The sequence below is a fragment of the Streptomyces sp. NPDC058008 genome (assembly GCF_042886395.1).
Lineage (GTDB): Bacteria > Actinomycetota > Actinomycetes > Streptomycetales > Streptomycetaceae > Streptomyces.
On record NZ_JBHVQX010000020.1, the window covers coordinates 1 to 25,308 of the forward strand.

General features: G+C 72.9%; 27 protein-coding genes. 20 read left to right on the forward strand and 7 right to left on the reverse strand.

Annotation, left to right across the window (positions count from 1 at the left end):
- Positions 1-283: 283 nt before the first annotated feature.
- From ACFVS9_RS20960 to ACFVS9_RS20995, 8 genes are all read left to right on the forward strand, one after another.
- Positions 284-1,402 carry a ParA family protein gene (locus tag ACFVS9_RS20960; RefSeq protein ID WP_033305452.1) on the forward strand — a complete coding sequence of 373 codons (1,119 nt, stop codon included), beginning with the start codon at positions 284-286 and terminating at the stop codon, positions 1,400-1,402.
- Complete coding sequence (locus tag ACFVS9_RS20965) at positions 1,387-1,992, forward strand: hypothetical protein (RefSeq protein ID WP_383117270.1); 606 nt, start codon at positions 1,387-1,389, stop codon at positions 1,990-1,992. The genes ACFVS9_RS20960 and ACFVS9_RS20965 overlap by 16 nt, the downstream gene beginning before the upstream one ends.
- Positions 1,993-2,094: 102 nt before the next feature.
- Positions 2,095-3,150 (forward strand): segregation and condensation protein A, encoded by a 1,056-nt coding sequence (locus ACFVS9_RS20970; protein ID WP_389934359.1) that lies wholly within the window; start codon positions 2,095-2,097, stop codon positions 3,148-3,150.
- A complete protein-coding gene (gene scpB / locus ACFVS9_RS20975; RefSeq protein ID WP_383117272.1) occupies positions 3,147-3,797 on the forward strand; it encodes an SMC-Scp complex subunit ScpB in 651 nt (216 codons plus the stop codon). Before ACFVS9_RS20970 ends, scpB begins: the two co-directional genes overlap by 4 nt.
- Positions 3,797-4,939, forward strand: coding sequence for a pseudouridine synthase (locus ACFVS9_RS20980; protein ID WP_383117273.1), 1,143 nt, complete (start codon positions 3,797-3,799; stop codon positions 4,937-4,939). Before scpB ends, ACFVS9_RS20980 begins: the two co-directional genes overlap by 1 nt.
- Positions 4,940-5,067: 128 nt before the next feature.
- A complete protein-coding gene (locus ACFVS9_RS20985; RefSeq protein ID WP_389934363.1) occupies positions 5,068-5,562 on the forward strand; it encodes a hypothetical protein in 495 nt (164 codons plus the stop codon).
- The gene (locus ACFVS9_RS20990; RefSeq protein ID WP_383117275.1) at positions 5,559-6,302 is read left to right on the forward strand and encodes an NUDIX domain-containing protein; all 744 of its coding nucleotides are present in this window, start codon (positions 5,559-5,561) and stop codon (positions 6,300-6,302) included. The genes ACFVS9_RS20985 and ACFVS9_RS20990 overlap by 4 nt, the downstream gene beginning before the upstream one ends.
- Positions 6,299-7,321, forward strand: coding sequence for an ADP-ribosylglycohydrolase family protein (locus tag ACFVS9_RS20995; protein WP_389934366.1), 1,023 nt, complete (start codon positions 6,299-6,301; stop codon positions 7,319-7,321). Before ACFVS9_RS20990 ends, ACFVS9_RS20995 begins: the two co-directional genes overlap by 4 nt.
- Positions 7,322-7,410: 89 nt before the next feature.
- Here ACFVS9_RS20995 and ACFVS9_RS21000 read toward each other — a convergent pair whose 3' ends face one another.
- Together ACFVS9_RS21000 and ACFVS9_RS21005 are read right to left on the reverse strand one after the other, a co-directional pair.
- Positions 7,411-8,109 (reverse strand): DNA polymerase beta superfamily protein, encoded by a 699-nt coding sequence (locus ACFVS9_RS21000; protein WP_389934369.1) that lies wholly within the window; start codon positions 8,107-8,109, stop codon positions 7,411-7,413.
- A gap of 19 nt (positions 8,110-8,128) precedes the next feature.
- Positions 8,129-8,530: a Rieske (2Fe-2S) protein gene (locus ACFVS9_RS21005; RefSeq protein ID WP_383117278.1), complete on the reverse strand. Its 402-nt coding sequence runs from the start codon at positions 8,528-8,530 to the stop codon at positions 8,129-8,131.
- Between the two features lie 177 nt (positions 8,531-8,707).
- Here ACFVS9_RS21005 and ACFVS9_RS21010 point away from each other — a divergent pair, with 177 nt between their 5' ends.
- From ACFVS9_RS21010 to der, 7 genes are all read left to right on the forward strand, one after another.
- The gene (locus tag ACFVS9_RS21010; protein WP_383117279.1) at positions 8,708-9,070 is read left to right on the forward strand and encodes a DUF1304 domain-containing protein; all 363 of its coding nucleotides are present in this window, start codon (positions 8,708-8,710) and stop codon (positions 9,068-9,070) included.
- Positions 9,071-9,075: 5 nt separating this feature from the next.
- A complete protein-coding gene (locus ACFVS9_RS21015) occupies positions 9,076-9,705 on the forward strand; it encodes a TetR/AcrR family transcriptional regulator (protein ID WP_383117280.1) in 630 nt (209 codons plus the stop codon).
- A 35-nt stretch (positions 9,706-9,740) separates the two neighbouring features.
- Positions 9,741-10,103, forward strand: coding sequence for a chorismate mutase (aroH, locus tag ACFVS9_RS21020; RefSeq protein ID WP_383117281.1), 363 nt, complete (start codon positions 9,741-9,743; stop codon positions 10,101-10,103).
- The gene (locus ACFVS9_RS21025; protein WP_383117282.1) at positions 10,100-11,185 is read left to right on the forward strand and encodes a prephenate dehydrogenase; all 1,086 of its coding nucleotides are present in this window, start codon (positions 10,100-10,102) and stop codon (positions 11,183-11,185) included. The genes aroH and ACFVS9_RS21025 overlap by 4 nt, the downstream gene beginning before the upstream one ends.
- Before the next feature lie 113 nt (positions 11,186-11,298).
- Entirely contained in the window at positions 11,299-12,015 is a 717-nt protein-coding gene (cmk, locus tag ACFVS9_RS21030; protein WP_383117283.1) for a (d)CMP kinase, read from the forward strand.
- Entirely contained in the window at positions 12,012-12,671 is a 660-nt protein-coding gene (locus ACFVS9_RS21035) for a lysophospholipid acyltransferase family protein (RefSeq protein ID WP_383117284.1), read from the forward strand. Before cmk ends, ACFVS9_RS21035 begins: the two co-directional genes overlap by 4 nt.
- A 63-nt stretch (positions 12,672-12,734) precedes the next feature.
- Positions 12,735-14,204: a ribosome biogenesis GTPase Der gene (gene der, locus ACFVS9_RS21040; protein ID WP_383117285.1), complete on the forward strand. Its 1,470-nt coding sequence runs from the start codon at positions 12,735-12,737 to the stop codon at positions 14,202-14,204.
- A gap of 67 nt (positions 14,205-14,271) precedes the next feature.
- Here the strand turns inward: der and ACFVS9_RS21045 are convergent, their stop codons facing one another.
- Positions 14,272-14,577 carry a hypothetical protein gene (locus ACFVS9_RS21045; RefSeq protein ID WP_383117286.1) on the reverse strand — a complete coding sequence of 102 codons (306 nt, stop codon included), beginning with the start codon at positions 14,575-14,577 and terminating at the stop codon, positions 14,272-14,274.
- 137 nt (positions 14,578-14,714) lie between these two features.
- A complete protein-coding gene (locus ACFVS9_RS21050; protein ID WP_383117287.1) occupies positions 14,715-15,500 on the reverse strand; it encodes a hypothetical protein in 786 nt (261 codons plus the stop codon).
- Between the two features lie 298 nt (positions 15,501-15,798).
- On the opposite strand from ACFVS9_RS21050, the gene ACFVS9_RS21055 reads away from it, so the two are divergent.
- Together ACFVS9_RS21055 and ACFVS9_RS21060 are read left to right on the forward strand one after the other, a co-directional pair.
- Positions 15,799-17,079 carry a glycosyltransferase family 4 protein gene (locus ACFVS9_RS21055; protein ID WP_383117288.1) on the forward strand — a complete coding sequence of 427 codons (1,281 nt, stop codon included), beginning with the start codon at positions 15,799-15,801 and terminating at the stop codon, positions 17,077-17,079.
- A gap of 434 nt (positions 17,080-17,513) precedes the next feature.
- Entirely contained in the window at positions 17,514-17,729 is a 216-nt protein-coding gene (locus ACFVS9_RS21060; RefSeq protein WP_383117289.1) for an I78 family peptidase inhibitor, read from the forward strand.
- Between the two features lie 85 nt (positions 17,730-17,814).
- Here the strand turns inward: ACFVS9_RS21060 and ACFVS9_RS21065 are convergent, their stop codons facing one another.
- A complete protein-coding gene (locus ACFVS9_RS21065; RefSeq protein WP_383117290.1) occupies positions 17,815-18,849 on the reverse strand; it encodes a phosphatase PAP2 family protein in 1,035 nt (344 codons plus the stop codon).
- A gap of 480 nt (positions 18,850-19,329) precedes the next feature.
- Here ACFVS9_RS21065 and ACFVS9_RS21070 point away from each other — a divergent pair, with 480 nt between their 5' ends.
- On the forward strand, positions 19,330-21,054 hold the full coding sequence (locus ACFVS9_RS21070; RefSeq protein ID WP_383117291.1) for an MFS transporter: 1,725 nt from the start codon (positions 19,330-19,332) through the stop codon (positions 21,052-21,054).
- 88 nt (positions 21,055-21,142) lie between these two features.
- Positions 21,143-22,372: an acyl-CoA dehydrogenase family protein gene (locus tag ACFVS9_RS21075; RefSeq protein WP_383117292.1), complete on the forward strand. Its 1,230-nt coding sequence runs from the start codon at positions 21,143-21,145 to the stop codon at positions 22,370-22,372.
- A gap of 22 nt (positions 22,373-22,394) precedes the next feature.
- Here the strand turns inward: ACFVS9_RS21075 and ACFVS9_RS21080 are convergent, their stop codons facing one another.
- On the reverse strand, positions 22,395-22,835 hold the full coding sequence (locus ACFVS9_RS21080) for a cell division protein SepF (protein ID WP_383117293.1): 441 nt from the start codon (positions 22,833-22,835) through the stop codon (positions 22,395-22,397).
- A 310-nt stretch (positions 22,836-23,145) separates the two neighbouring features.
- Between ACFVS9_RS21080 and ACFVS9_RS21085 the strand changes: the two genes are divergently transcribed.
- Complete coding sequence (locus ACFVS9_RS21085; protein ID WP_383117294.1) at positions 23,146-24,342, forward strand: DUF5685 family protein; 1,197 nt, start codon at positions 23,146-23,148, stop codon at positions 24,340-24,342.
- 30 nt (positions 24,343-24,372) lie between these two features.
- Here the strand turns inward: ACFVS9_RS21085 and ACFVS9_RS21090 are convergent, their stop codons facing one another.
- Positions 24,373-25,305, reverse strand: coding sequence for an ABC transporter substrate-binding protein (locus ACFVS9_RS21090; protein ID WP_383117295.1), 933 nt, complete (start codon positions 25,303-25,305; stop codon positions 24,373-24,375).
- Positions 25,306-25,308: the final 3 nt, after the last annotated feature.

Consider the following 25,308-nt stretch of genomic DNA (forward strand, 5'->3'; position numbering starts at 1 on the left):
GGGCCGGCCCAACTCGCCGGAGACGTAACCCTCTACCCTTTTTGCACCCCCGCGAAAGGTGTTCCCCGGACGCTCCGCGCTCTTGACAGAGGGGTGTTCGATTGCCGACACATCGGGCCGGGTCCGGCGGATTGTGTTGCTGCGAACCGGTGACACGCCATAGAGTCGCCAATCGTCGGCATGGTGCCACGCTGACCTATCGATAAGTTTCCTGGTCACATCCAAGGAGGTAAGACGACTTGTGAATGAGTCGACAATTACTCCCGGGGGTGGTCAACCAGGGATGCCTGCACGGGGTCTGAGCCCGATCGGGCTCGAAGCTGTCGGCTCCGTCGCAGTCCGCACCTTCGCCACCCACCAGCACATGACGACAGCCCCCCAGATGATGGACGGCCTACACGTGAACGCCATGGCCGGCAACGAAAGTGGCCGAGAGACCTCCCACTTCGCCGACTTCGCCGAGGTGCCCGAGGGGCACTTCTACGACCCCGATGCCGAATACGAGCCCGATCCGGAGTACGCGGCCACCCTCGCTCCCGACGCGGCCCGCCAGCGCCGCGAGCGCATCGGCCCCACCGGCCGCCCGCTGCCGTACTTCCCGATTCCCGGTCCGCTGACCGACCACGGCCCCGCGAAGATCATCGCGATGTGCAACCAGAAGGGCGGCGTCGGCAAGACCACGTCGACCATCAACCTGGGCGCCGCGCTCGCCGAGTACGGACGGCGCGTCCTGCTCGTCGACTTCGACCCGCAGGGAGCCCTCTCGGTGGGCCTCGGGGTCAACCCGATGGAGCTCGACCTCACCGTCTACAACCTGCTCATGGAGCGGGGCATGGCGGCCGACGAGGTCCTGCTGAAGACGGCCGTGCCCAACATGGACCTGCTGCCCAGCAACATCGACCTCTCGGCTGCCGAGGTGCAGCTGGTGAGCGAGGTGGCCCGGGAGTCGACGCTCCAGCGCGCCCTCAAGCCGCTGATGGCCGACTACGACTACATCGTGATCGACTGTCAGCCCTCGCTCGGCCTGCTCACCGTGAACGCCCTGACGGCGGCACACAAGGTGATAGTCCCGCTGGAGTGCGAGTTCTTCGCGCTGCGCGGTGTGGCCCTGCTCACCGAGACCATCGAGAAGGTCCAGGAGAGGCTCAACCCCGAGCTGGAGCTGGACGGCATCCTCGCCACCATGTACGACTCCCGCACGGTGCACAGCCGCGAGGTGCTCGCACGCGTCGTCGAGGCCTTCGACGACCACGTCTACCACACCGTCATCGGGCGCACGGTGCGTTTCCCGGAGACCACGGTCGCCGGTGAACCCATCACCACCTACGCGTCCAACTCGGTCGGTGCCGCCGCCTATCGCCAGCTCGCCAGGGAGGTGCTCGCCCGGTGTCACGCCGAGTGAGTCTGCCGGGGGCCGACGAACTGTTCCGTACCACCGGGGGCATGGGCCTCCAGGCCTCGTCCTCCGCCGAGCGGCGGCGCAAGGCGAACGGCGAGGGGCGGGTCCCCGCACCGGCCGCGGGCGGCGAACCGGCGGCGGACGGCGGCGGCCAGGACGGCGCACCCCCCGGCGGTGACACACCCGCCGGTGCCGCCCGCGAGGAGCACTCCGCGGCGGACGCCGACGGCGGAGGCTCGCGCAGCCGGGCGGACGGGGACGACAGGGCGGCCGCGGCCCCGCCCCGGGCGCGTACCGCGCCGCCCCAGGAGGCGGTCACCACCGTCCAGCCGCAGCGCGGACGCGGAAGCGGAGCAGGGCGTGGAGCGAACCGCCGGCCCAGCGGCCGGGAACGCCACGACGAGAAGATCACCGTCTACGTGTCGGCCGAGGAACTGATGGACCTCGAGCACGCGCGCCTCGTACTGCGCGGTGAGCACGGACTCGCCGTGGACCGCGGACGCATCGTCCGGGAGGCCGTCGCCGTGGTGCTGGCCGACCTGGAGTCACGCGGCGACGCGAGCATCCTCGTACGGCGCCTGCGGGGCCGCTGACCGGTGCCGCGCCGGTAGCCTGCCGGGGGAGGGCCGCCGTACGGGCGGTCCCGCCCCCGGGGCCCACCGCCCGCCTCCCGCCGCACCCCTGGACCCCAGCACATGCCGACTGCCGACGACGCGCCCCGCCCCACCCGCCGTGCCCTCGGCCGCGGGCCGGGCATACGGCCGGCGGCTCCCACCGCCCCGCCCGCGACCCCTGCCGCCGCCTCCGCGCCGCAGGGACCCCCGGCGGCCGCGGAAGCCCCGACGGCCCTGCTGGAGGCCCCAGGGCCGGTCCGGAGCCCTTCGGGTGAGGCTCCCGGCCCGGCGGGGCCCGAGCCCGTGCCGCAAGCCGGGGAGACCGGCGACGACCGGCGGTTCACCGTGCGGCTCGTCAACTTCGAAGGCCCCTTCGACCTGCTCCTCCAGCTGATCTCCCGGCACAAGCTCGATGTGACCGAGGTCGCCCTGTCGAAGGTCACCGACGAGTTCATGGCGTACATCCGGGCCATGGGTCCCGACTGGGACCTCGACCAGACCACCGAGTTCCTCGTCGTCGCCGCGACCCTCCTCGACCTCAAGGCCGCCCGGCTCCTGCCCACCGCGGAGGTGGAGGACGAGGCGGACCTCGCCCTGCTGGAGGCCAGGGACCTGCTCTTCGCGCGGCTGCTCCAGTACCGCGCGTACAAGCGGATCGCGGAGATCTTCAGCGACCGGCTGGACGCGGAGTCCCGCCGGTACCCCCGTACCGTCGGGCTGGAGCCCCACCACGCCGAGCTCCTGCCCGAGGTCGTGATCAGCATCGGCCCCGAGGGGTTCGCCCGGCTCGCGGTGAAGGCCATGCAGCCGAGGCCCGCGCCGCAGGTGTACGTCGACCACATCCACGCCCCGCTGGTCAGCGTGCGCGAACAGGCCGGGATCGTGGTGGCGCGGCTGCGGGCGGAGGGCGAGATCAGCTTCCGGGCGCTCACCGAGGACGTCCAGGACACCCTGACGGTCGTCGCCCGCTTCCTGGCGCTCCTGGAGCTGTACCGGGAGAAGGCGGTCGCCCTCGACCAGGAGGAGGCGCTCGGCGACCTCCTGGTCCGCTGGGCCGGGGGAGAGGGGACCGTGCCGGTGGTCACGGACGAGTTCGACCAGGAGACGCGCGAGCCCGAGGAGGGCGTACAGGCATGAGCACGGACGACGACGGGCAGGACACGGCGCTCGCCGGGCTCGACCTCAGGCCCGCCCTGGAGGCGGTCCTGATGGTCGTCGACGAGCCCGCCACCGAGGAACACCTCGCCAAGGTCCTCCAGCGGCCCCGCAGGGCCGTGGCGGACGCCCTGCGGGAGCTGGCCGACGAGTACACCGTCCAGCGCCGCGGATTCGACCTGAGGCTCGTCGCCGGCGGCTGGCGCTTCTACACCCGCCCGGAGTACGCGCCGGCCGTCGAGGGCTTCGTCCTGGACGGCCAGCACGCCCGGCTCACCCAGGCCGCGCTGGAGACCCTGGCGGTGGTCGCCTACCGCCAGCCGGTCAGCCGGTCGAGGGTCTCGGCGGTACGCGGAGTGAACTGCGACGGCGTCATGCGGACGCTGTTGCAGAGGGGTCTCGTCGAGGAGGCGGGCGCGGAACCCGAAACAGGTGCGATCCTGTACAGGACGACGAACTACTTTCTGGAGCGCATGGGCCTGCGAGGCCTGGACGAGCTCCCGGAGCTCGCGCCCTTCCTCCCGGAGGCGGACGCGATCGAGGCTGAGACGCTAGAGGGTGTGCCGTCGTTCGATCCGGACGCACCGGACACCCCGGATACTCACGCAGACGACAAGACGGATTTTTGATGCGAAGCAGTGGCAGGAACAGCGGAAGCGGCAGCGGCGGCGGCAGGAGCGGCGGCGCGGGCGGCAGGAACAACAGCGGCAGCGGCCGGAACAGCAACCCGAACCCCCGGGTCTCCGGCTCCGGGCGCGACGACCAGCAGGAGCAGCGTCCCCGCCGTCCCCGCCCCGAGGAGCGCCGCTACGACGTGGGCTCCGACCGGCCCGGCGGCGACGGCGGCCCCCGCAAGGGCCGTGGCGCGGCGGCCCGCGGCGGCGCCAAGGGCGGACCGAAGCCCGCGCAGAACGTGAGCAAGGGCGGACGGCGCCAGGGCGCGCCCGCCCGCCCCCGCGAGCTCGACGCCAAGATCGAGCAGCGCAACCGCGACCGTTACGCCGACAAGCCCGAGATCCGGACGCCCAGGACGCACCCGGGCGCCGAGCAGGAGGGCGAGCGCCTGCAGAAGATCCTCGCCCGCGCCGGCATGGGTTCGCGCCGGGCGTGCGAGGAGCTGATCGAGCAGGCCAGGGTCGAGGTCAACGGCGAGATCGTCCTGGAGCAGGGCATGCGGGTCGACCCGCAGAAGGACGAGATCAAGGTCGACGGACTGACCGTCGCGACCCAGTCGTACCTCTTCTTCGCGCTGAACAAGCCCGCCGGCGTCGTCTCCACCATGGGGGACCCGGACGGCCGCCAGAACCTCGGCGACTACGTCACCAACCGTGAGACGCGGCTGTTCCACGTGGGGCGTCTGGACACCGAGACCGAGGGCATCATCCTGCTCACCAACCACGGCGAGCTGGCCCACCGTCTGACGCACCCCAAGTACGGCGTGAAGAAGACCTACCTGGCCGCCATCCAGGGACCGCTCCCGCGCGACCTCGGCAAGCGGCTCAAGGACGGCATCCAGCTGGAGGACGGGTACGCCCGCGCCGACCACTTCCGGGTCGTCGAGAACACCGGCAAGAACTACCTGGTCGAGGTCACCCTCCACGAGGGCCGCAAGCACATCGTCCGGCGGATGCTCTCCGAGGCGGGCTTCCCGGTCGAGCGCCTCGTGCGGACGTCGTTCGGGCCGATCCCGCTGGGCGACCAGAAGTCCGGCTGGCTGCGCCGCCTGACCAACACCGAGGTGGGCATGCTGATGCGCGAGGTCGGCCTCTAGCCCTCCTCCGGTCCCGAACGGCCCGCGGCCGGTTCCTCGTTCAGTTCTTCGAACGGGAACCGGCCGCGGGCCTTTTGCGCGCGCCGGTTCTTCTTTATAGTCAGAGTGACCATTAAAGGGGAGGGTGTGTGACGCTCACGGACGTGCTCGCCCCCCTGCGACGGCCCCGGGCGGCGGCCCCGGTCACCCCGGTCGACCGGACCGGGGTGCCGGGATCCGGCGGCGGTGCGCCGCGCGTCCGGCCCGCGGCCCGCCGGCCCCCCGGCACCGCCCCGCTGTTCACCCGGCCCGGTGCGCACGCCGGCGCCGGCCCGCAGACCGTCCGCATCGCCCTCGCCGCGTACGGCCGGTGGACCTGGACCCACGGGGGTGGACCAGGTGCGCCCGTCCCGCCGGTGCGGAGCACCACCCGCATCGCGGGGACCCGGCCGCTCGCGGCGAGGGCGGTGGGGACACCCGGCCGGACCTCGCGGTACCGCTCCCGTGCCGAACCCACCCGCACGGGGCGCCGGTTCGTCCAGATCACCGGCTCCCGCGACGACCCCCTCGGCGCCCCGGCCGCCGTCGACGAACGGCCGGCCGCCGGCCGGCACCGCACCGCACCCCCGCCGGAGAAGCGATGAGCACCGCCCCCGAGGGGTACGACCCCCACGCCTTCCTCCCCTTCGCCGTCACCGTCGACCTCGCCGTCTTCACGGTCCGCGAGGCCCGGCTCCACGTCCTGCTCGTGGAACGCGGCCAGGCCCCCTACCAGGGGCGCTGGGCGCTGCCCGGCGGCTTCGTCCTGCCCCGGGAGTCCGCGGAGGAGGCGGCCCGCCGCGAGCTCGCCGAGGAGACCGGACTCACCCAGCGGTCCGTGTGCGGCTTCCACCTCGAACAGCTGCGCACCTACAGCGACCCGGACCGCGACCCCAGGATGCGGGTCGTCTCCGTCGCGTACGCCGCGCTCGTGCCGGACCTCCCGGAACCCCGGGGCGGCGGGGACGCGGCCCACGCGCGGTGGTGGGACGCGGGCGGCACCGGGCCGCTCGCCTTCGACCACGACCGCATCCTGTCCGACGCGCGCGACCGGATCGGGGCCAGGCTGGAGTACTCCTGCCTGGCCACCGCCTTCTGCCCCGCCGAGTTCACCCTCGGTGAGCTCCAGCAGGTCTACGAGACGGTCTGGGGCGTCGGGCTGGACCGGCCCAACTTCCGGCGCAAGGTCCTCGCCACGCCCGGATTCGTCCAGGCCGTGGACGGACCGCCGCGCCGCACCGGCGGACGGGGGAAACCGGCCGCGCTCTACCGGGCGGGTGCCGCCACCGCCCTTCATCCACCACTCCTGCGCCCGGAAGGACGCCCCGAAGGACGGACATCATGATCCCGACAAGGATGCTCACCAAACAGGCGGCCACGGGCGCGCTGACCGGGCTGGCGCTCGGCGACGCGCTGGGCTTCCCCACCGAGTTCGACAACGTGCCGTCGATCCTCGCCGGGCGCGGGCCCTGGCGGCAGATGCGGATGCCGGATCCGGCGCGCGTCAGCGACGACACCCGGATGACCCTCGCGCTGGGACGCGGCATACGCACCGCCATGGACCGGGGACTGCTCACCCCGCCCCGGCTGGCGCACCCCGTCCGCGAGGAGTTCGTCGGCTGGTACCACTCACCGGACAACAACCGCGCGCCCGGCCGCACCTGCATGTCGGCCTGCCGCCTGCTCGAGGGCGAACGGCCCTGGCAGGAGGCCAGCCGTACCGGCTCCAAGGGCTGCGGCGCGAACATGCGGGTCGCGCCCGTCGGCCTCGTGCCCGGCCTCAGCGAGGAACAGCGTTCCGGCGCCGCCCAGCTCCAGGCCGCGCTGACCCACGGTCACCCCACCGCGCCGACGGCGTCCGACCTGACGGCCCGCGCGGTGCACCTGCTGGCGCAGGGCGCGGAACCGATGGGCCTGGTGGGGCAGTTGCGCAGTTACGCCTACGAGAACCGGGACCGCTACCCGGAGCGCTGGCTCGGTGACCTCTGGCGCTACGCGGGCGACCCCACGCCCGGGGCGTACATCCGGCGCGGCTGGGACGAGTGCCTCACCGCTCTCGCCCGGGTCCAGGACGCCCTGCGGTCCCCGTCCCCCGAGCTCGACCCCTGCGAGGCCACCGGTGACGGCTGGATCGCGGAGGAGGCGCTCGCGACGGCCCTGCACTGCTTCCTGCTCTTCCCCGAGGAACCCGTCACCGCCCTGCGCAGAGCGGCCTGCACACGGGGCGACTCGGACTCGCTGGCCTGCCTCACCGGGGCGCTGGCGGGCGCACACCTGGGGGCGGGCGCCTGGCCCAAGGAGTGGGCGGAGAACATCGAGTACCGCAGCGACCTGCTGTCGCTGGCCGCGCTCTGGGACGGGTGATCCGTGCACGTCGGCACGGCACCTCCGCGAGGAGCCGTGCCACCGGTCACGGGCCGGGCCCCGGTGCCCGCCGGGGAGCCCGTCACCCCCTAGGAGTGGTTCGCGGCCGACGTCCGCCGGGCCCGGACCAGGAACGCCTCCACGCGTTCCCGGTCAGGCTCCGGGGGCAGTGGCGAGCGGGTGAGGGCCTCGTCGGTCTCCTCGGCCAGACGTGTCATCCGGCGTTCCACCTCGGCCCACGGGACCTCGCCCCGCTTCACCGCCAGGAGGTCCTCGCGCGCGTCGCCGACATCGATCCGCAGTTCGCCCGTCCGCAGCAGGTCCCGGACCGACGCCAGCAGCCGCAGCAGGTGCATGGCGTGCTTCCAGCGCGGGGCGCCGTCCCGCCGGACGTCCGCCTCCAGCTTCCTGCGCCGGCCCGTCGCGTAGTGGACGAACGTGCCGTGGGCCCGGCGGGACAGGAACGCCCCGCGCAGGCCGATCAGCTCCTCGCCGGTGCTGTCGGCGCGCTCCACGAGCGGGGAGTGCAGGCACTCCAGCGCGTTGGGGTCGGCCCGCAGCGCCAGCTCGCAGAAGCGCTCCAGCTCCCAGGAGAACTGCTCGTCCGCCGGCCCCTCCACATGGGCCGGCGGTTTCGCGAAGCCCCAGAACAGCGGGGTGGGCGCCAGGAACACCCCGCGCCGGTCCGTGTCGCTGCCCTCCGTGGCCAGCCCGAAGGCGCGGGAGCCCATCACACAGGAGTAGACGGTGTGATCCCGCACGAGCCGCGCCCCGTCAGGAGTGATCATGCGCGCGAGCGTACGCGGCCTATCCGAGGCGGACGGCGCCGCCCTCGACGGTGATCGGCTCGGCGGGCAGCGGTTTCGTCGCCGGTCCCCTCTCCACCGCGCCGTCCTCGATGCTGAACCGGCTCCCGTGGCACGCGCAGTCGATGGTGCCGTCCGCCACCGTCGCGACGATGCAGCCCGCGTGGGTGCACACCGCGGAGAAGGCCTTGAACTCGTCGGCCTTCGGCTGCGTCACCACGACCTTGCGGTCCTTGAACACCGTGCCGCCGCCGACCGGGATGTCGGACGTCCGGGCCAGTTCACCGCCCCCGGAGGCCGGCGCGGAGCTCTCGCCGCCCCCACCGCCACCGCCGGACGATCCGCAGCCGGTCACCAGTGCCGCGGCGCCCGCCGTGAGCACCGTCCTTCGCCCCGCGTCCATGGCTCTCCTCGTGTGGCCGGCCGATGGGAGGCATCGTCGCGCCACGGGCCGCGCGGACGAAGCAACCGGGCGGCGGGTACGCCCGGGCGAGTGGCCACGGAAGGACTTCCTGTACGGTTGTCCAGAAAACTTCCTGGACAGACGTACAGGAAGTCGATCCGCAGGAGGCCGCACACCATGCAGACCGCCGCCCAGGCACTGGTCGCGCTCGTCGCGCTGATCCACGCCTACATCCTCGTCCTGGAGATGTTCCTCTGGGACACCCCGCGCGGACGGAAGGCCTTCGGCACCACCGAGGAGTTCTCCGCGCAGAGCGCCACCCTCGCCGCCAACCAGGGGCTCTACAACGGATTCCTGGCCGCCGGACTGGTCTGGAGCCTGATCGCGGGCGATCCCGTCGCCCACCAGGCGCAGATCTTCTTCCTGAGCTGCGTGATCGTCGCCGGGGTGTACGGAGCGGCCACCGTCAGCCGCAGGATCCTCTACGTCCAGGCGGCGCCCGCCGCCGCCGGCCTCGCCCTCGTCCTGTCGGCGGGCTGAGCCGCATGGCACCGGCGGTGACCGACGGCAGCGGCGACCCGCGTACCGCGCGCACCCGGGCACGCCTGCGCGAGGCGCTGCTCGACGCCTGCGCGGACCGGCCGCTGGACCGCGTCGGGGTGGCGGACGTGGCGCGCCGCGCGGGCGTCGGCCGCGCCACCTTCTACCTGCACTACGACGACCTGCGCGCGCTGGCCGTGGACGCCTGCGCCGGTGTCGTACGGGAGGCGGTCGAGGCCCTGCACGCCTGGGGCCGGACACCGCCGGGCCCGGACGCGCCGCCACCGGAACTGCTGACCCTGCTCCAGGAGATCCAGGGCCGCGCCGCCGTCCACCGGAGCCTGCTCGGCCCCGGCGGCGGCGGCCCTCTCGGGGAGCTGCTGCACCGGGAGCTCCGCCGGTACAGCCTCGACGAACTGCGCCGCCGCAGGCCCGCCGCGGGCGGCCACGACCTCACGGCGAGCGCCGTCGCCGGACTGTTCACCGGGATGCTCTCCGACTGGGTCCACGGCCTGACCGACGCCACCCCCGAGCAGCTCGCCGGCCGGATCTGGCGCAGCCTGCTCGCCGTGCACGCCGCCGCGTCTCACGGACAGGGCACCGTGACCGGCACCGGCCCCGCACCTCTAGGCTGAAAGGGCACGCAGCACGAGGCGACGAGGGGTACGACGTGGCGGTACGAGCAGTCCGTGGAGCCGTCCAGCTTGAGCAGGACGAAGCCGGTCACATGGGCGAGCGGGTGAGCGAGCTCCTCACCGCGGTCCTGGAGCGCAACCAGCTCGTCGCCGACGACCTGATCAGCATCTGGTTCACCGCCACCCCCGACCTGCACAGCGACTTCCCCGCGGCCGCCGCCCGGGGCCTGGGCATCGTCGACGTACCGCTGATCTGCGCCCAGGAGCTGGACATCGCCGGGGCCATGCCCCGGGTGGTCCGCATACTGGCCCACGTCGAGACGTACCTCTCCAAGGCGGAGATCAACCACGTCTACCTCGGCGCCACCGGCGCCCTCCGCAAGGACATCGCCCAGTGAGAACAGCCCTCGTCATCGGGACCGGCCTGGTCGGGACCTCCGCCGCCCTCGCGCTCGCCGGGCGCGGCATCCAGGTGCACCTCGCCGACCGCGACCCGTCCTCGGCCCGCACCGCCGCCGCGCTCGGCGCCGGCACCGACGAGGCCCCCGAGGGCCCCGTCGACCTGGCCGTCATCGCCGTACCGCCCGCCCACACCGCCGCGGTGCTCGCCACGGCCATGCGCGACGGCGCCGCCCGCGCCTACCTCGACGTCGCGAGCGTCAAGGGCGGCCCGCGCCGCGAGCTGGAGGCGCTCGGCGTGGACCTCACGCCGTACATCGGTACGCACCCGATGGCCGGCAAGGAGCGCTCCGGGCCCCTGGCGGCGACCGCGGACCTCTTCGAGGGCCGACCCTGGGTCCTCACCCCGACCCGTGACACCGACACCGAGGTCCTCAACCTCGCCCTGGAACTGGTCGCGCTCTGCCGCGCCGTCCCCGTCGTCATGGACGCCGACGCCCACGACCGTGCCGTCGCCCTCGTCTCCCACACCCCGCAGCTGATCTCCTCGATGGTCGCCGCCCGGCTGGAGGAGGCCGACGAGACCGCCGTACGCCTGTGCGGCCAGGGCATCAGGGACGTCACCCGCATCGCGGCCTCCGACCCCCGGATGTGGGTGGAGATCCTCTCCGCCAACCCCGGCCCGGTCGCCGACGTCCTGGCGGGCGTCGCCGCCGACCTGGACGAGACGGTCCGGGCGCTGCGCGGCCTCCAGTCCGCCGACGAGGACGAACGCCGCACGGGCACCGTCGGCATCGAGGACGTCCTGCGCCGCGGCAACGCGGGCCGGGTCAGGGTCCCCGGCAAGCACGGGGCGGCCCCCGCCGCGTACGAGATCGTCGCCGTGCTCATCAGCGACCGGCCGGGCGAGCTGGCGAACATCTTCGCCGACGCGGGGCGTGCGGGCGTCAACATCGAGGACGTACGCATCGAGCACGCCACCGGCCAGCAGGCCGGACTGGTCCAGCTCATGGTCGAGCCGAGCGCCGCGTCCGCGCTGAGCGCCGCCCTCGGCGAGCGCGGCTGGTCGATCCGCCCGTAGCCGGGCCCGGGGACGGGCCCGGAGACAGGGGTACAAAGCCGCTTCGCGCACTCGGTAACCTTGGGGGAGGCCGTCCCCTGGCCCCGCTCCGCCCGTCCCCGTGTACCAGGAAGGTGTCCACCACCGTGGAAACCGTAAGCGCCGCCGCCCGGACCGCCCCGGCCGCAGTGACCGTCGCCATCGACGGCCCCTCCGGCACAGGCAAGTCGAGCACCTCCAGGGCCGTCGCGGCCCAGCTCGGCCTGAGCTACCTGGACACCGGCGCCCAGTACCGGGCGATCACCTGGTGGATGCTGAACAACGGCATCGACGTGCGGAACCCGGCCGAGATCGCCACGGCCGCCGCCAAGCCCGTCATCGTCTCCGGCACCGACCCGTCCGCCCCGACGATCACTGTCGACGGCGAGGACGCCTCCGGCCCCATCCGCACCCAGGAGGTCACCTCCGCGGTCAGCGCCGTCAGCGCGGTGCCCGAGGTGCGCACCCTGATCACCGAGCTGCAGCGCGTCATCGCCGCCGGAGCCGAGCGGGGCATCGTCGTCGAGGGCCGCGACATCGGCACGACCGTGCTGCCCGACGCCGACATCAAGATCTTCCTGACCGCGTCCCCCGAGGCGCGCGCCGCCCGCCGCAGCGGTGAGGTCAAGGGCTCCGACCTCAGCGCCACCAGGGAGGCCCTGATCAGGCGGGACGCCGCCGACTCGGGCCGTAAGACCTCGCCGCTGGCGAAGGCCGCCGACGCCGTCGAGGTGGACACCACCGACCTGAGCCTCGCGCAGGTCATCGAGTGCGTCGTCACCCTCGTCGGGGAGAAGCAGGCCGCGAAGTGACCGGAGCCACCGCCGCGCCGACGCTGCGCGGAGCGGCCGTCGGACGCGGGATCGGCATCGGGCTCATGTACGGGCTGTTCAGGCCCCGTGTGCTCGGTGCGTGGCGCGTGCCCACCACGGGACCCGTCATACTCGCCGTGAACCACGCGCACAACCTCGACGGACCGATGCTCATGGGCACCGCGCCCCGGCCCGTCCACTTCCTGATCAAGAAGGAGGCGTTCGTCGGTCCCCTCGACCCGTTCCTGCGCGGGATCGGGCAGCTGAAGGTGGACCGTACGACCGTCGACCGCAACGCCGTCACCCAGGCACTGGGCGTGCTGGACGGCGGCGGCGTCCTCGGGATCTTCCCCGAGGGCACCAGGGGCGAGGGGGACTTCGCCTCCCTGCGCGCGGGACTCGCGTACTTCGCGGTGCGCGGCGGGGCGCCGATCGTCCCCGTCGCGGTCCTGGGAAGCACGGAGCGCCGCGGGCGGTTGACAGGGGCACTGCCTCCGCTGCGCAGCCGGGTCGACGTCGTCTTCGGCGGCGCCTTCCAGGCCGGCGACGGCAGCGGGCGGCGTACCAGGAAGGCACTGGACGAGGCGACGCTGCGCATCCAGGGCGAGCTGACCGCTCACCTGGAGAACGCCAGGCGTCTCACCGGACGCCTGTGACACTTGAGTAGTGGGCCGCGCGATCGTGGCCCATCGATGATGATGCAAAGAGGAACGGACTTCATGAACGACCAGATTCACTCCGGCGGCTCGGACCACGAGCACGGAGCACTTGGCGATGCCGAGTACGCGGAGTTCATGGAGCTCGCCGCGCAGGAGGGGTTCGACCCCGAGGAGGTCGAGGGCGCGATCGGTGAGGCCGGTCACGGACCGCTCCCCGTGCTCGCCGTCGTGGGCCGCCCGAACGTCGGCAAGTCGACCCTGGTGAACCGGATCATCGGCCGCCGCGAGGCCGTCGTCCAGGACAAGCCCGGCGTCACCCGTGACCGGGTCAGCTACGAGGCCGAGTGGGCGGGCCGCCGCTTCAAGGTCGTCGACACCGGCGGCTGGGAGCAGGACGTGCTGGGCCTCGACGCCTCCGTCGCCGCCCAGGCCGAGTACGCCATCGAGACGGCCGACGCGGTCGTGTTCGTGGTCGACGCCACCGTCGGCGCCACCGACACCGACGAGGCCGTCGTCAAGCTGCTGCGCCGGGCCGGCAAGCCCGTCGTCCTCTGCGCGAACAAGGTCGACGGACAGAGCGGCGAGGCCGACGCCACCGCCCTGTGGTCGCTGGGCCTCGGCGAGCCGCACCCGGTCTCCTCCCTGCACGGCCGCGGCACCGGCGACATGCTGGACGCCGTCCTGGAGGCCCTGCCCGAGGCCCCCGAGCAGACCTTCGGCGCCGCGCTCGGCGGCCCGCGCCGCATCGCGCTCATCGGCCGCCCGAACGTCGGCAAGTCCTCCCTGCTGAACAAGGTCGCCGGCGAGGACCGCGTCGTCGTCAACGCCCTGGCCGGCACGACCCGCGACCCGGTCGACGAGCTGATCAACCTCGGCGGCATCACCTGGAAGTTCATCGACACGGCCGGCATCCGCCGCAAGGTCCACCTCCAGGAGGGCGCGGACTACTACGCCTCGCTGCGCACCGCGGCCGCCGTGGAGAAGGCCGAGGTCGCCGTCATCCTGATCGACTCCAGCGAGTCCATCAGCGTCCAGGACCAGCGGATCGTCACCATGGCCGTCGAGGCCGGCCGTGCCGTCGTGATCGCCTTCAACAAGTGGGACACCCTCGACGAGGAGCGCCGCTACTACCTCGAGCGCGAGATCGACACCGAGCTCGCGCAGGTCTCCTGGGCCCCCCGCGTCAACGTCTCGGCCGTCACAGGCCGGCACATGGAGAAGCTGGTCCCGGCGATCGAGACCGCGATCGAGGGCTGGGAGACCCGCGTTCCCACCGGCCGGCTGAACGCCTTCCTCGGTGAGATCGTCGCCTCCCACCCGCACCCGGTGCGCGGCGGCAAGCAGCCCCGCATCCTCTTCGGAACCCAGGCGGGCACCAAGCCCCCGCGGTTCGTCCTCTTCTCGTCCGGCTTCCTGGAGCACGGCTACCGCCGCTTCGTCGAACGCCGCCTGCGTGAGGAGTTCGGCTTCGAGGGCACCCCGCTGCACATCTCGGTGCGGGTCCGCGAGAAGCGCGGCCGCAAGAAGTAGCCGAAGGCACGCCGAAGCCCCTGGCCCCCCGTGCGAACGGGTGGGGTCAGGGGCTTCGGCGTGTCCTTCAGCCGTCCGAGGAGCCCGGGGGCAGCGCCGCGGGCCGCCCGCGCCCCGCGTGCCGGCCGACCCGCTGCCAGGAACCCGGGTTGGGGCCGCCCGTGCCATGGCTTCCCTGGGCGTTCGCCGCCCCACGGCCGTTCAGCGGTGCACGGCTGCCGAACATCCCGATGCCGAACGTTCTGAAGCCGAGGTTCTCCTCACCGGTGCGGTCCCCGGGGAGCGCCCGGAACGATCGCCTGTACTCGGAGTACAGCGCGTCGTAGATCGGGGTGGGGGACTTGCCGCCCGACGGGTCCTGCGACGGGCGCATGGCCGGAATCGGGGCCTGCTGATGGCGAGAAGGGTCGTATGAGTGCACGTAGGTGCCAACGACCTCACCGCCCGTCGGATGCGGGCGGGGCGGATAAATCGGCGTCCGGCGGGCGGAGGGCGGCGGCACCGGCACGCTCAGGTCCCGGCGAGCGGCATGGTCGCCGCGACCAGCAGACCGTTGACCGCCGCCTTGTCCAGGGCGTCACGGAGCAGGTCCTCACGCGGCTGCTGGCCGATGGAACCGGCCGGTGCGGCGAACACCAGCACGCTCTGCGCCTTGTTGGCGGCCGTCCGCCAGCCCTCGGTCACCTGGAGCGGCTGGTGCGCCTGCCACCAGGCGACCGGGTTGCCGCCGCCGCCCGCGCCCGGCTGGAGCACGGCGTGCAGCCGGCCCATGGCCAGCAGGACGGACCAGCCGGGCAGGACGCCGGGCAGCCGGTTCAGGTGGGGCGTCGGCAGGAAGCCCTGCTCCAGCAGGAGCTGGAGGAACTGGTCACCGCCGCTGCCGTCGGTACCGGGACGGGCGATCGGCCCGGTCGGTTCGACGACCAGCGCGGGGCGGAGGTCGTCCTCGATCAGGACGAGACCGCTGGTGATGCCGAGGACGGCCTGTTCGGGCATGAGGCCCTCCGGATTCTGTGGCTCGCTGCCGGTGATGGACCGCACGGCGCCCTGGAGCTGGTCCTCCGCGACCTGGACGACCTGCGAGGGGATGCAGGTCGCGTGGGCGAAGGCGAGCACGGCGGTCTCCTCGCCCACGAACAGCACCGTGCTGGTGCGTTCCTGGTCGGAGTCGCCGGGGGTGCGGCAGGACGTGCAGTCGTAACTGCCTGGGGCACTGTCGCCGACGAGCAGCCGGTCGGCTTCGGCATCGCCGATCTCGGCGCGTACGTCCTCGCTGACGTCGAGCATGCGCGGCACGGGTGGCTCCTCGAACTCGGTGCGTGGGCCGGGTGGTTCCCGGCTCATGAAGACAACGGACGACCGGGGGCCGGGGTCACGCGCTGACCGCGAGATTGAGCGACCGGACCGCGGGGCCGCTGAGCAGGAAGATCACGCACCCGATCCGGAGTTGAGTATTCCGATCGATCGCCGCTGGTACACGGCCTCTCGTTCGAATTGTCACGAGTTTGTTCGACTCCTGTGTGAATGCTGTGGCTCGCCCCGGGTCCACGTAGGGTCCGTTGCAGACCAGTCGAACAGGGGAAACGACTACGTAATGCACATTTCATTTCTGCTGCACAACGCGTACGGCATCGGGGGAACGATCCGTACCACCTTCACGCTCGCCAGCACCTTGGCGGAACAGCACGACGTCGAGGTCGTCTCCGTCTTCCGGCACCGCGACGACCCGAAGCTCGGCGCACCCGAGGGGGTGAGGCTGAGTCACCTCGTGGACCTGCGCAGGTCCGGTCCGGGGTACGAGGGGGACGCGGCCGAACACGCGCGGCCCGCTTCGGTGTTCCCGCGCGGCGACACCCGGCACAAGCAGTACAGCAGGCTCACCGACAGCCGGATCGCGGCCCATCTGGGCGCGCTGGAGGCCGATGTCGTCGTCGGTACGCGCCCCGGCCTCAACGTCCACATCAGCCGGCAGGCACGGCGGGGGCCGGTGCGCGTCGGACAGGAGCACCTCACGCTGGAGAGCCACGGCTACCGGCTCCGCCGGGAGATAAGCCACCGGTACGGACTGCTGGACGCGGTCACCACCGTCACCGAGGCCGACGCCCGGGACTACCGCACCAGGCTGCGCCTGCCGGGCGTGCGGATCGAGGCCATCCCGAACAGCGTGCCCGAGCCCGCCGGCCCGCCGGCCGACTGCGAGGCCCGGTGGATCGTGGCGGCGGGCCGGCTGCACCGGGTCAAGCGCTACGACCTGCTGGTGCGGGCCTTCGCCGAGGTCGCGGCGGTGCGCCCGGAGTGGCGGCTGCGGATCTACGGGGCCGGCGACGCGTCGGGCAACGAGCTGGAGGCCCTGCGCGGGCTCGTCGACGAGCTCGGACTCCGGGAGCGGGTGTTCCTCATGGGGTCCGTCGACCCCATGGAGGCGGAGTGGCCCAGGAGCTCCATCGCCGCCGTCACCTCCGAGCGGGAGTCGTTCGGCATGACCATCGTGGAGGCGATGCGCTGCGGGGTGCCGGTCGTGTCCACCGACTGCCCGCACGGGCCCGCCGAGATCATCGAGGACGGTGTGGACGGGCGGCTGGTTCCGCCGGGGGACTCCGGTGCCTTCGCGAAGGCGCTGCTCGGCCTGGTGGACGACGACGCCCTGCGGCGCCGGATGGGCCGCGCGGCGCGGGCCTCGGCGGCCCGGTTCGACCCGGCGCCCATCGCCGAGCGGCACGAGAGGCTCTTCGCCGACCTCGCCGCGCGGGGCGGAGGACGCAGGTCGCAGGGCGTGCTGCGGAGTGCGTTCCACCGCTCCCGTGGCACCGTCCTGGACGGGGCGTACGCGCTGCGTTACAAGGCGGCGGGGGTGATCCGCGGGGGGCGGGCCTGAGCCCCGGCGCCCCGGGCCCGCCGGCCGGGACCGTATCCCGGACCGCTCCATTCCGGATGATGCCGCGGCCCGGGACGTCCTTCCGCCGGACGTCCCGGGCCGCCCGCGCGGCGAAAGTAAGGCGCGCATAAGGGCGAGTGAATTCCAGGTGGCGCGCCCGTGTATTCGCCTTTTCCGGCGTTCCCGGAAAAGGCGGACCACGCGTGTCCGCCCGGCTCCCTGAATTCCCGGCCGACGGCCACCGGTCGCTTTCCGTGAGGGCCGGCCAATTCGGATCCCGTGCTTGCGGGCTGCTCGTTCGGGTGAAGCGGCCCGGCGTAAAGGGGCGTGGGGATCCTGTGACACAAGCGTGACCGCCGGGGGACACGGACATGCATCCGGGCGGTGACCACCACCGCTTCCGCCAGGGCGCGGGGCGGCCTACGGTGAGAGGTATGGCACCTGTACCGAGCCCTTCCCCCCAGCCGGACGACAACCCCGGGGCCTACGTCGGCCTCGACGCCGCGACCGCCGAACGGCAGGCCAGAGAGCGTGGCTGGAGCACGGTCCGCGCGCTCCCGCCGGGCACCGTCATCACCATGGAGTTCCGTGGCGGCCGCATCAACTTCGAGGTGGCCGACTCGACCGTGACCCGCTGCTGGGTCGGCTGAACCCGGCCCCCGACGACCGATGGCCCCGACCGGAGTCGGGGCCATCGCCGTGCGCGGGAGCGGATCCGCCGCGGTCCTCGCGGGGTCAGGGGGCGACCGGGCCGCCCGCCACCGGCCGGGACGGGCCCCCGCTGGTGCGCGGGGAGCGGTCCGCGTGCGGCGGACGCCGGGTGCCCGCCGGAGTCAGCGGAGAACGCTCCGAACGCACGGGATGCGGCTGGTGCGCCCGGGCGCGGGCGGCAGGGCCCTGATGACCCGCCGTCCCGGGCGCGGGACCGCCGGCGGGCTCCGGGGCGCTCACGGACGTCACGCCGCCACCCGGGGCACGGGCCAGCAGGACCGGCTCGGGCGTGGGCGGGGTGGCCGGGACGGCGCCCCGCAGCCCGCGGCGGCGGGCCCGCCACTGTTCGCGCACGGAGAGGATCCATGCCTCGGTCCGGGTGATCAGCGGCTCGAACCAGGGCAGGGCGAGCAGGATCAGCAGGCCGGCCGCCCAGCCCAGCAGGACGTCGCTGAGCCAGTGGGTGCCGATGTAGACGGTGGTGAGCCCCACGCCCAGCGAGACGAACGCGGAGAGCGCCGACAGATAGCGCCTGGCGCGCGGGGTGGTGGCCAGATAGGCGAGGATTCCCCAGGTCACCACGGCGTTGGCGGTGTGCCCGGAGGGAAATATATCGCCGCCGGCGAAGAGCTCCGCAGAGCCGATCTGGGTGGCGTAGTGCGGTCCCAGCCGTCCCAGGCCGAGCTTCACCGCGCCCACCGACAGGTTGAGCAGCAGCAGGGACGTGCCCAGCGTGAGCAGCGGGCGCAGCGTGTGCTGGCGCCAGGAGCGCCAGCCGAGCCAGGACGCCACCATCACGGCGGTGGGGCCGCGCTGGCCGAGGACGACGTAGTAGTCGAGGAAGGCGTGGAGTTGCGGCCACTGCTGGTAGGGCCGGAACAGCATGACCTTCCAGTCGAGGGCCACCAGCCGGGACGAGACCAGCACGGCGAGGACGATGGCGAGATAGAACGCCAAAGTCCCGCCGAAGAGAGCGATGCGGTGACGGCTCATCCGCGGGCTCTCTATCTTCGGCGGTTCCGGCTCCCGGTCCAGACGGGCAAAGATGTCGGTACGCACCCAATGGACGTTACAGCGAGTGAGTGTGTGATCCGGTCGATCCCGCGTCTTTGTGATGACGATGTGATGTGGACTTTGTCTCAGACAGGTATCCATTCCCGGTGCGCCGGGGAATGGTTTCCATGCCCCGGCTATTCGTTCCGGCCGCTATTCGCAGAAATGTTTGAGGGTCGATGAAATGGCCCGGCGTGATCATCGCCGGGCGCGCGCGGGGCCATTCGGGGGAGCCGCCGGCCGGCGGGCCGCCGCGCCGGAGGGGCCCCGGTCCGGCGGCCCGGGCACCGCCCCGCCCGCAGGTGCCGACGTGGCGCACGCCACACTCGGTGGCCGGCGAACGTATGAGCTGCACCACGCGTGACCACCGGGAACTCGCGTACGCTGACGGCTCACTCGCCCGTCGATGCCGGGCCCGGGGACGCCGTGAGCCGGATCCCCAGCAGGTCTGCCGAGCGCGAGGGACTCAGTGTGGGAGGTACGTACATGACGGGGACGTCCACGGCCGTGAGCAGGCTGCGCGCGGCGGCCGACGGTGCCAACCGCTGGGTCGTCCTGGTCGTCCTCTGCCTCAGCCTCCTGCTCGTCGCGCTCGACGCGACCGTGCTGCACGTCGCCGTCCCCGCCGTCACCGAGGACCTGCGGCCCAGCGCGGTCGGCCTGCTGTGGATCGTCGACGCCTACCCTCTGGTCTGCGCCTCGCTGCTGATCCTCTTCGGCACGCTGGGTGACCGGGTCGGCCGACGGCGTGTCCTCCTGATCGGTTACGCGCTCTTCGGCGTCGCCTCCGCCCTGGCCGCGACGGCCGGCTCGCCGGGCGTGCTGATCGCGGCGCGCGCCCTGCTCGGCGTCGGCGGCGCCATGATCATGCCCGCCACGCTGTCGATACTCCGCCAGGTCTTCCCCGACCGCCGCGAGCGCGCCATGGCCATCGGCGTGTGGACCGCGGTGGCCGCCGTCGGCGCCGCGACCGGGCCGGTCATCGGCGGTTTCCTGGTCGAGCACTACTGGTGGGGCTCGGTCTTCCTGATCAACATCCCGCTCATGGCGCTGATCCTCCCGCTCGGCCGCTGGCTGCTGCCGGAGTCCCGGGGCGGTGGCGACGGTCCCTGGGACGTGCTCGGCGCGCTGATGGCGGCCGCCGGAGTGCTCGGCGTCGTCCTCGGGATCAAGCGGATCGGCGGCGGCGAGGGACTGCTCGACCTCGCCACCCTCGCCCCGCTGCTCGCCGGAGCCGCGCTCGTCGTCCTCTTCGTCCGCAGGCAGAAGCGGCGGGCGCACCCGCTGATCGACATCGCGATGTTCTCCCGGCCCGCCTTCACCACGGCGGTCGGCTGCATCGTGCTCGCCATGCTGGCCCTGGTCGGCCTGGAGCTGATCGCGGTGCAGTACCTCCAGCTGGTCCTGGACCTGAGCCCGCTGGAGACCGGCCTGCGGCTGCTGCCGCTGACCTTCGCCGCGATGGCCGCCGGCGCCACGGGCTCGTACACGCTCAGCCGGATCGGTCCGCGCCGGATGGTCGGCTGGGGCTTCGTGCTCACGGCCGCGTCGGTGCTGCTCCTCACCCTGATGGGCCAGCACGACCGGCCCGTGCTGCTCACCGCCGGCTTCGTGCTGCTGGGCTTCGGTCTCCAGTCCACGCTGTTCGGGGCGTACGAGTCGATGCTGAGCGAGGCCCCCGCGGAGCGGGCGGGCGGCGCCGCCGCGATCGGTGAGACCTCCTACCAGCTGGGCGCGGGCCTGGGGATCGCACTGCTCGGCAGTGTCATGAACGCGGCTTACGCCCCCGGACTCTCGCGCGTCCACGAGGAGGGCGTCCCCGCCGCCGCCGGATCCGCCGCGTCGCATTCGCTCGGCGAGGCCTACCAGGTGGCGGGCCGCCTCGGCGGTCCCGTGGGCGACCTCCTGCGGGACACGGCCCGGCACGCCTTCGTCGACGGCCTGCATGTCACCCTGCTGGTCAGCGCGGGCCTGCTGCTGCTCGGAGCGCTGGCCGCGCTGCGGCTGCCGCGCGTCATGGACTGCCCCGACGCGAAGAGCGTCCGCCGGGAGCCGGCGGCCACCGTGCCGGAGCAGGCCCCGGCGCCCGACGCCGCGTCCCGCCAGGGGCCCCGTCCGTTGCCCGCGCCGGAGGCCCGGGGGCCCCGGCTGCCCCTTCCCGCGCGGCGCGAACCCGCCGAGGCCACGGGCTCTGGACGCGCGGCACACTGAGCCGTAACGTCGGTACGGCGTCGTAACTACCACTGCTAGTTTTAGCGGGGTGGCGCGTTTCCGAACCGTGCGAGCCGCCGGAGGCACCATGCCCACCACCGAGTCCGCGAAGCCGTCAGGCCCCTCGAAGGGGCAGCCCTTCGACCCGGCCGACCCTCTCGGCATCGACGATCTGCTCGGCCCCGAGGACCTCGCGATCCGCGACACCGTGCGCACCTGGGCCGCCGACCGGGTCCTGCCGCACATCGCCGAGTGGTACGAGAACGGGGAGCTCCCCGGAATCCGCGAGCTGGCCCGTGAGCTGGGGTCGCTCGGCGCGCTCGGCATGTCGCTGGAGGGATACGGCTGCGCCGGGGCGAGCGCCGTCCAGTACGGTCTGGCCTGCCTCGAACTGGAGGCCGCCGACTCCGGGATCCGCTCCCTCGTCTCGGTCCAGGGCTCCCTCGCCATGTACGCCATCCACCGCTTCGGATCCGAGGAGCAGAAGGAGCGGTGGCTGCCCGGGATGGCGGCCGGCGGGACCATCGGCTGCTTCGGGCTCACCGAGCCCGATCACGGCTCGGACCCGGCCGGGATGCGCACGTACGCGCGACGGGACGGCGAGGACTGGATCCTCACCGGCCGCAAGATGTGGATCACCAACGGCTCGGTCGCCGGAGTCGCGGTCGTATGGGCGCAGACCGGCGAGGCGGACGGCGGGCGGGGCATCCGCGGCTTCGTCGTCCCGACGGACAGCCCCGGCTTCTCCGCGCCGGAGATCCGGCACAAGTGGTCCCTGCGCGCCTCGGTCACCAGCGAGCTGGTCATGGACGGCGTGCGGCTGCCCGCCGACGCGGTCCTGCCCGGGGCGACCGGGCTGCGCGGACCGCTCAGCTGCCTCAGCCACGCGCGCTACGGCATCGTCTGGGGGGCCATGGGCGCGGCGCGCGCCAGTTTCGAGGCCGCGCTGGACTACGCGAAGTCCCGCGAGCAGTTCGGGAGGCCGATCGGCGGGTTCCAGCTCACCCAGGCCAAGCTCGCGGACATGGCCCTGGAGCTCCACAAGGGCATCCTGCTCGCCCATCACCTGGGGCGCCGGATGGACGCCGGCCGGATCCGCCCGGAGCAGATCAGCTTCGGGAAGCTCAACAACGTGCGGGAGGCCATCGGGATCTGCCGCACCGCGCGGACGGTCCTCGGGGCCAACGGGATCTCGCTGGAGTACCCGGTGATGCGTCACGCGACGAATCTGGAGTCGGTGCTCACCTACGAGGGAACCGTGGAGATGCACCAGCTCGTGCTGGGCAAGGCGCTCACCGGCCTGGACGCTTTCCGGTAGGACTCCCCGGCGAGCGCCCTGCTCAGCTCTGGTTGAAGAAGCCGTCGGCCGGCCGGCCGCCGGCTTCGCCGTTGACCACCCGGGTGTGGGCCGGGGACAGCAGGAAGACCCGGGTCGCCACGCGGTCGATCGAACCGTGCAGTCCGAAGATCAGCCCGGCGGCGAAGTCCACCACCCGCTTGGCGTCACCCGGATCCATCGCGGTGAGGTTGACGATCACCGGAACACCGTCCCGGAAGAGCTCCCCGATGGCCCGCGCGTCCCGGAAGCTGTCCGGGGTGACGGTGGCGATCCGGCGGCCCTTGTCCTCGGCCTTCTCGGAGGCGACGCGCACCCGCGGGTCGGTCACCCATGGCTGATTCGTGCCGGTCTCAGCATCCTCGGAGTACTCGTCGTCGTAGTACCGCTCGTCGTTGTCCTCCACGAGGCCCAGCCAGGCACTCGCCTTGCGCACCGATCCCATGGACGCCTCCTCTCACCGCGGTTCGTTGGTGTTCCGCATCTCTTTCCTATCCCTATGGTCGTCCATGATGCGGATACAGCGCCAAGGGGATAGCCGCCGCACAGGCGATTCGTGACGCTACTGGTGCAGAACATGTGGCGATTCGTCAGGGTACCTACCGCATCAGGGGCCTTGCGGAACGAAAATATGATGCTCCCGTCCGTACGGGTGACATGGAGGGCGTACGGGTGAACTGAACGGCCGATACGATGCACGACGCCCAGACGTACGAGCGACGGCTCGGCGGACGAACAGCTCCCGGGGGAACGTCGTGTTCGGAATCGTGAGGCCCTGTACCCATCGGCTGTCCGAAGGACTCCGGACGGAGTGGATGGCTCATCTGTGCGGTCTCTGTCTCGCCCTGCGGGCCGACCACGGCCAGTTCGCACGGGTCGTCACGAACTACGACGGCCTCATCGTCTCGGTGCTGACGGAGGCTCAGAGCGAGCGTTCCGCACGGCGGCGGCGCACCGCGGGCCCCTGTCCGCTGCGCTCGATGCGGACGGCCCCGGTCGCCCGTGGCGAGGGGGCGAGGCTGGCCGCGGCCGTGTCGCTCGTACTGGCGTCGGCGAAGGTGCGCGACCATGTGGCCGACCGTGACGGGCTGTTGAAGCGGCGCCCGGTGGCCGCCGCCGCGCGACGGGTCGCGGCGGGCTGGGACAGGGCCGGTGCGCGCACCGGTGCCGAGCTCGGCTTCGACACGGCCGTCCTCGTCGACGCCGTCGACCGGCAGACCGGGATCGAGTCGCTCGCCGGGCCGGGCACCCCGCTGCTGACGGTCACCGAACCCACCGAGACGGCCACGGCGGCGGCCTTCGCGCACACCGCCGTCCTCGCCGGCAGGCCGCGGAACGCGGCGCCGCTCGCCGAGGCCGGGCGGCTCTTCGGGCGGCTCGCCCATCTGCTGGACGCCGTGGAGGACAGGGAAGCTGACGCCGTGTCGGGTGCCTGGAACCCGCTCACCGCGACCGGCACACCGCTCGCGGAGGCCCGCCGGCTGTGCGACGACGCGCTGCACGGGGTGCGCCTCGCGCTGCGGGACGCGGAGTTCACCGACGCCGCGCTGGCGCACGTGCTCCTGGTCCACGAGCTGCGGCGCTCCGTGGACCGGGCCTTCGGCTCCACGGCGTGCGCGCACCGGCCGGACGGGGCGCCCTCGGGGGCCTTCGGCCCGCCGCCCGGCAACCCCTTCGCGCCGACCGGACCGCCGGGACCGCCCCTGCCCCCGGAGCCTCCCCGCAACCGGCGGGGCCTCGTGACGGGCTGCCTGGTCTGGGCCGGTCTCGCCTGCACCTGCCAGATGTGCTGCGCGGGTACCTTCCACGACCCGTGGAGCGGCCAGGAACGCGAAGGGCTCTGCCACAAGGGCAACTGCGGCGACTGGTGCGAGGGCTGCTGCGAGGGGTGCGACTGCTGCGGCAACTGCTGCGGCTGCTGCGAGGGCTGTGACTGCGGGTGCGACTGCTGACGTCCGGTCAGCCGGCCGCACCCGGCGGTCTCATCCGATCTCGGGCGGCGAGATCCGCGACGTGTCGATCGCCGACTCCGAGGTGCCCCACTTCTCCAGGATGCGGTCGTAGGTCCCGTCGTCCTTGAGGCCGTTGACCGCGGCCTGGAACGCCGGTGCCAGCGGGGTGCCCTTCCGGAAGGCGAAGCCGACGTCGAGCCGCTTGAACTCGTTGAGGAAGCGCAGTCCCTCCTGCTGGGTCACGGCGTAGCGCAGACCGTTGATGGTGGACATCAGGACGTCGCTGCGGCCCTGCTGGAGCGAGATCCAGACCGCGGCCTGGTCGGCGTACGTCCTGACCTCGTACGGCTTCTCGCCCGCGTCGGCGCACCGGTGCCTGTTCTCCTCCAGCGTCGCCTCGAAGGTGGTCCCGGCGCCCGTGCCGACGGTCAGGCCGCAGAGCTGGGTGAGGTCGGTGATCTCCTTCAGATCGCTGTCGTCACGGACGGCGAACCCCTGCCCGTCGTTGATGTACGTGACGAAGTCGATGGTCTTCCGCCGCTCGTCGGTCACCCCGAAGTTGCCGGTGCCCACGTCGTACTTGCCGCTGCCGAGGGCCGGCAGGATCGCCTCGAAGGAGGCGACCTCCCGCTTCAGCTCCAGCCCGAGCGCCCGGGCCACCGCGTCCGCGAAGTCGATGTCGGCGCCCGCGAGCGTCTTGCCGTCCTCCTCGTAGAACGCCCCGGGCGGAGCTCCGACGCTGGACGCCAGCGAGAGGGTCCCCGCGGAGCGCACCTTCTCGGGCAGCAGCTTCGCCGCCGCGTCGTTCCGCCGCACCGACGACACCACATCGGCCGTCGGTGTCTTCCCCCTGCCCGCGGCGGCGGCCGGCGAGGCGGCGGGGTCACCCGATCCGCAGGCGGTGAGCGAGAGGGCGGCCACGGTGAGCAGCGCGAAGGCGGCGGTCTGCCTGGTTCTGGGCATGGC

Excerpts from the sequence above, each read along its gene's own strand:
- ACFVS9_RS20970 (WP_389934359.1), top strand. The coding sequence starts at position 2,095 with ATGCCGACTGCCGACGACGCGCCCCGCCCCACCCGCCGTGCCCTCGGC.
- ACFVS9_RS21045 (WP_383117286.1), bottom strand. The coding sequence starts at position 14,577 with ATGCGCCCGTCGCAGGACCCGTCGGGCGGCAAGTCCCCCACCCCGATC.
- ACFVS9_RS21005 (WP_383117278.1), bottom strand. The coding sequence starts at position 8,530 with ATGGACGCGGGGCGAAGGACGGTGCTCACGGCGGGCGCCGCGGCACTG.
- ACFVS9_RS21070 (WP_383117291.1), top strand. The coding sequence starts at position 19,330 with ATGACGGGGACGTCCACGGCCGTGAGCAGGCTGCGCGCGGCGGCCGAC.
- ACFVS9_RS20990 (WP_383117275.1), top strand. The coding sequence starts at position 5,559 with ATGAGCACCGCCCCCGAGGGGTACGACCCCCACGCCTTCCTCCCCTTC.
- ACFVS9_RS21090 (WP_383117295.1), bottom strand. The coding sequence starts at position 25,305 with ATGCCCAGAACCAGGCAGACCGCCGCCTTCGCGCTGCTCACCGTGGCC.
- ACFVS9_RS20995 (WP_389934366.1), top strand. The coding sequence starts at position 6,299 with ATGATCCCGACAAGGATGCTCACCAAACAGGCGGCCACGGGCGCGCTG.
- ACFVS9_RS20980 (WP_383117273.1), top strand. The coding sequence starts at position 3,797 with ATGCGAAGCAGTGGCAGGAACAGCGGAAGCGGCAGCGGCGGCGGCAGG.
- ACFVS9_RS21000 (WP_389934369.1), bottom strand. The coding sequence starts at position 8,109 with ATGATCACTCCTGACGGGGCGCGGCTCGTGCGGGATCACACCGTCTAC.
- ACFVS9_RS21075 (WP_383117292.1), top strand. The coding sequence starts at position 21,143 with ATGCCCACCACCGAGTCCGCGAAGCCGTCAGGCCCCTCGAAGGGGCAG.
- ACFVS9_RS21010 (WP_383117279.1), top strand. The coding sequence starts at position 8,708 with ATGCAGACCGCCGCCCAGGCACTGGTCGCGCTCGTCGCGCTGATCCAC.
- ACFVS9_RS21055 (WP_383117288.1), top strand. The coding sequence starts at position 15,799 with ATGCACATTTCATTTCTGCTGCACAACGCGTACGGCATCGGGGGAACG.
- ACFVS9_RS21015 (WP_383117280.1), top strand. The coding sequence starts at position 9,076 with ATGGCACCGGCGGTGACCGACGGCAGCGGCGACCCGCGTACCGCGCGC.
- ACFVS9_RS20960 (WP_033305452.1), top strand. The coding sequence starts at position 284 with ATGCCTGCACGGGGTCTGAGCCCGATCGGGCTCGAAGCTGTCGGCTCC.
- scpB (WP_383117272.1), top strand. The coding sequence starts at position 3,147 with ATGAGCACGGACGACGACGGGCAGGACACGGCGCTCGCCGGGCTCGAC.
- ACFVS9_RS21060 (WP_383117289.1), top strand. The coding sequence starts at position 17,514 with ATGGCACCTGTACCGAGCCCTTCCCCCCAGCCGGACGACAACCCCGGG.
- der (WP_383117285.1), top strand. The coding sequence starts at position 12,735 with ATGAACGACCAGATTCACTCCGGCGGCTCGGACCACGAGCACGGAGCA.
- ACFVS9_RS21080 (WP_383117293.1), bottom strand. The coding sequence starts at position 22,835 with ATGGGATCGGTGCGCAAGGCGAGTGCCTGGCTGGGCCTCGTGGAGGAC.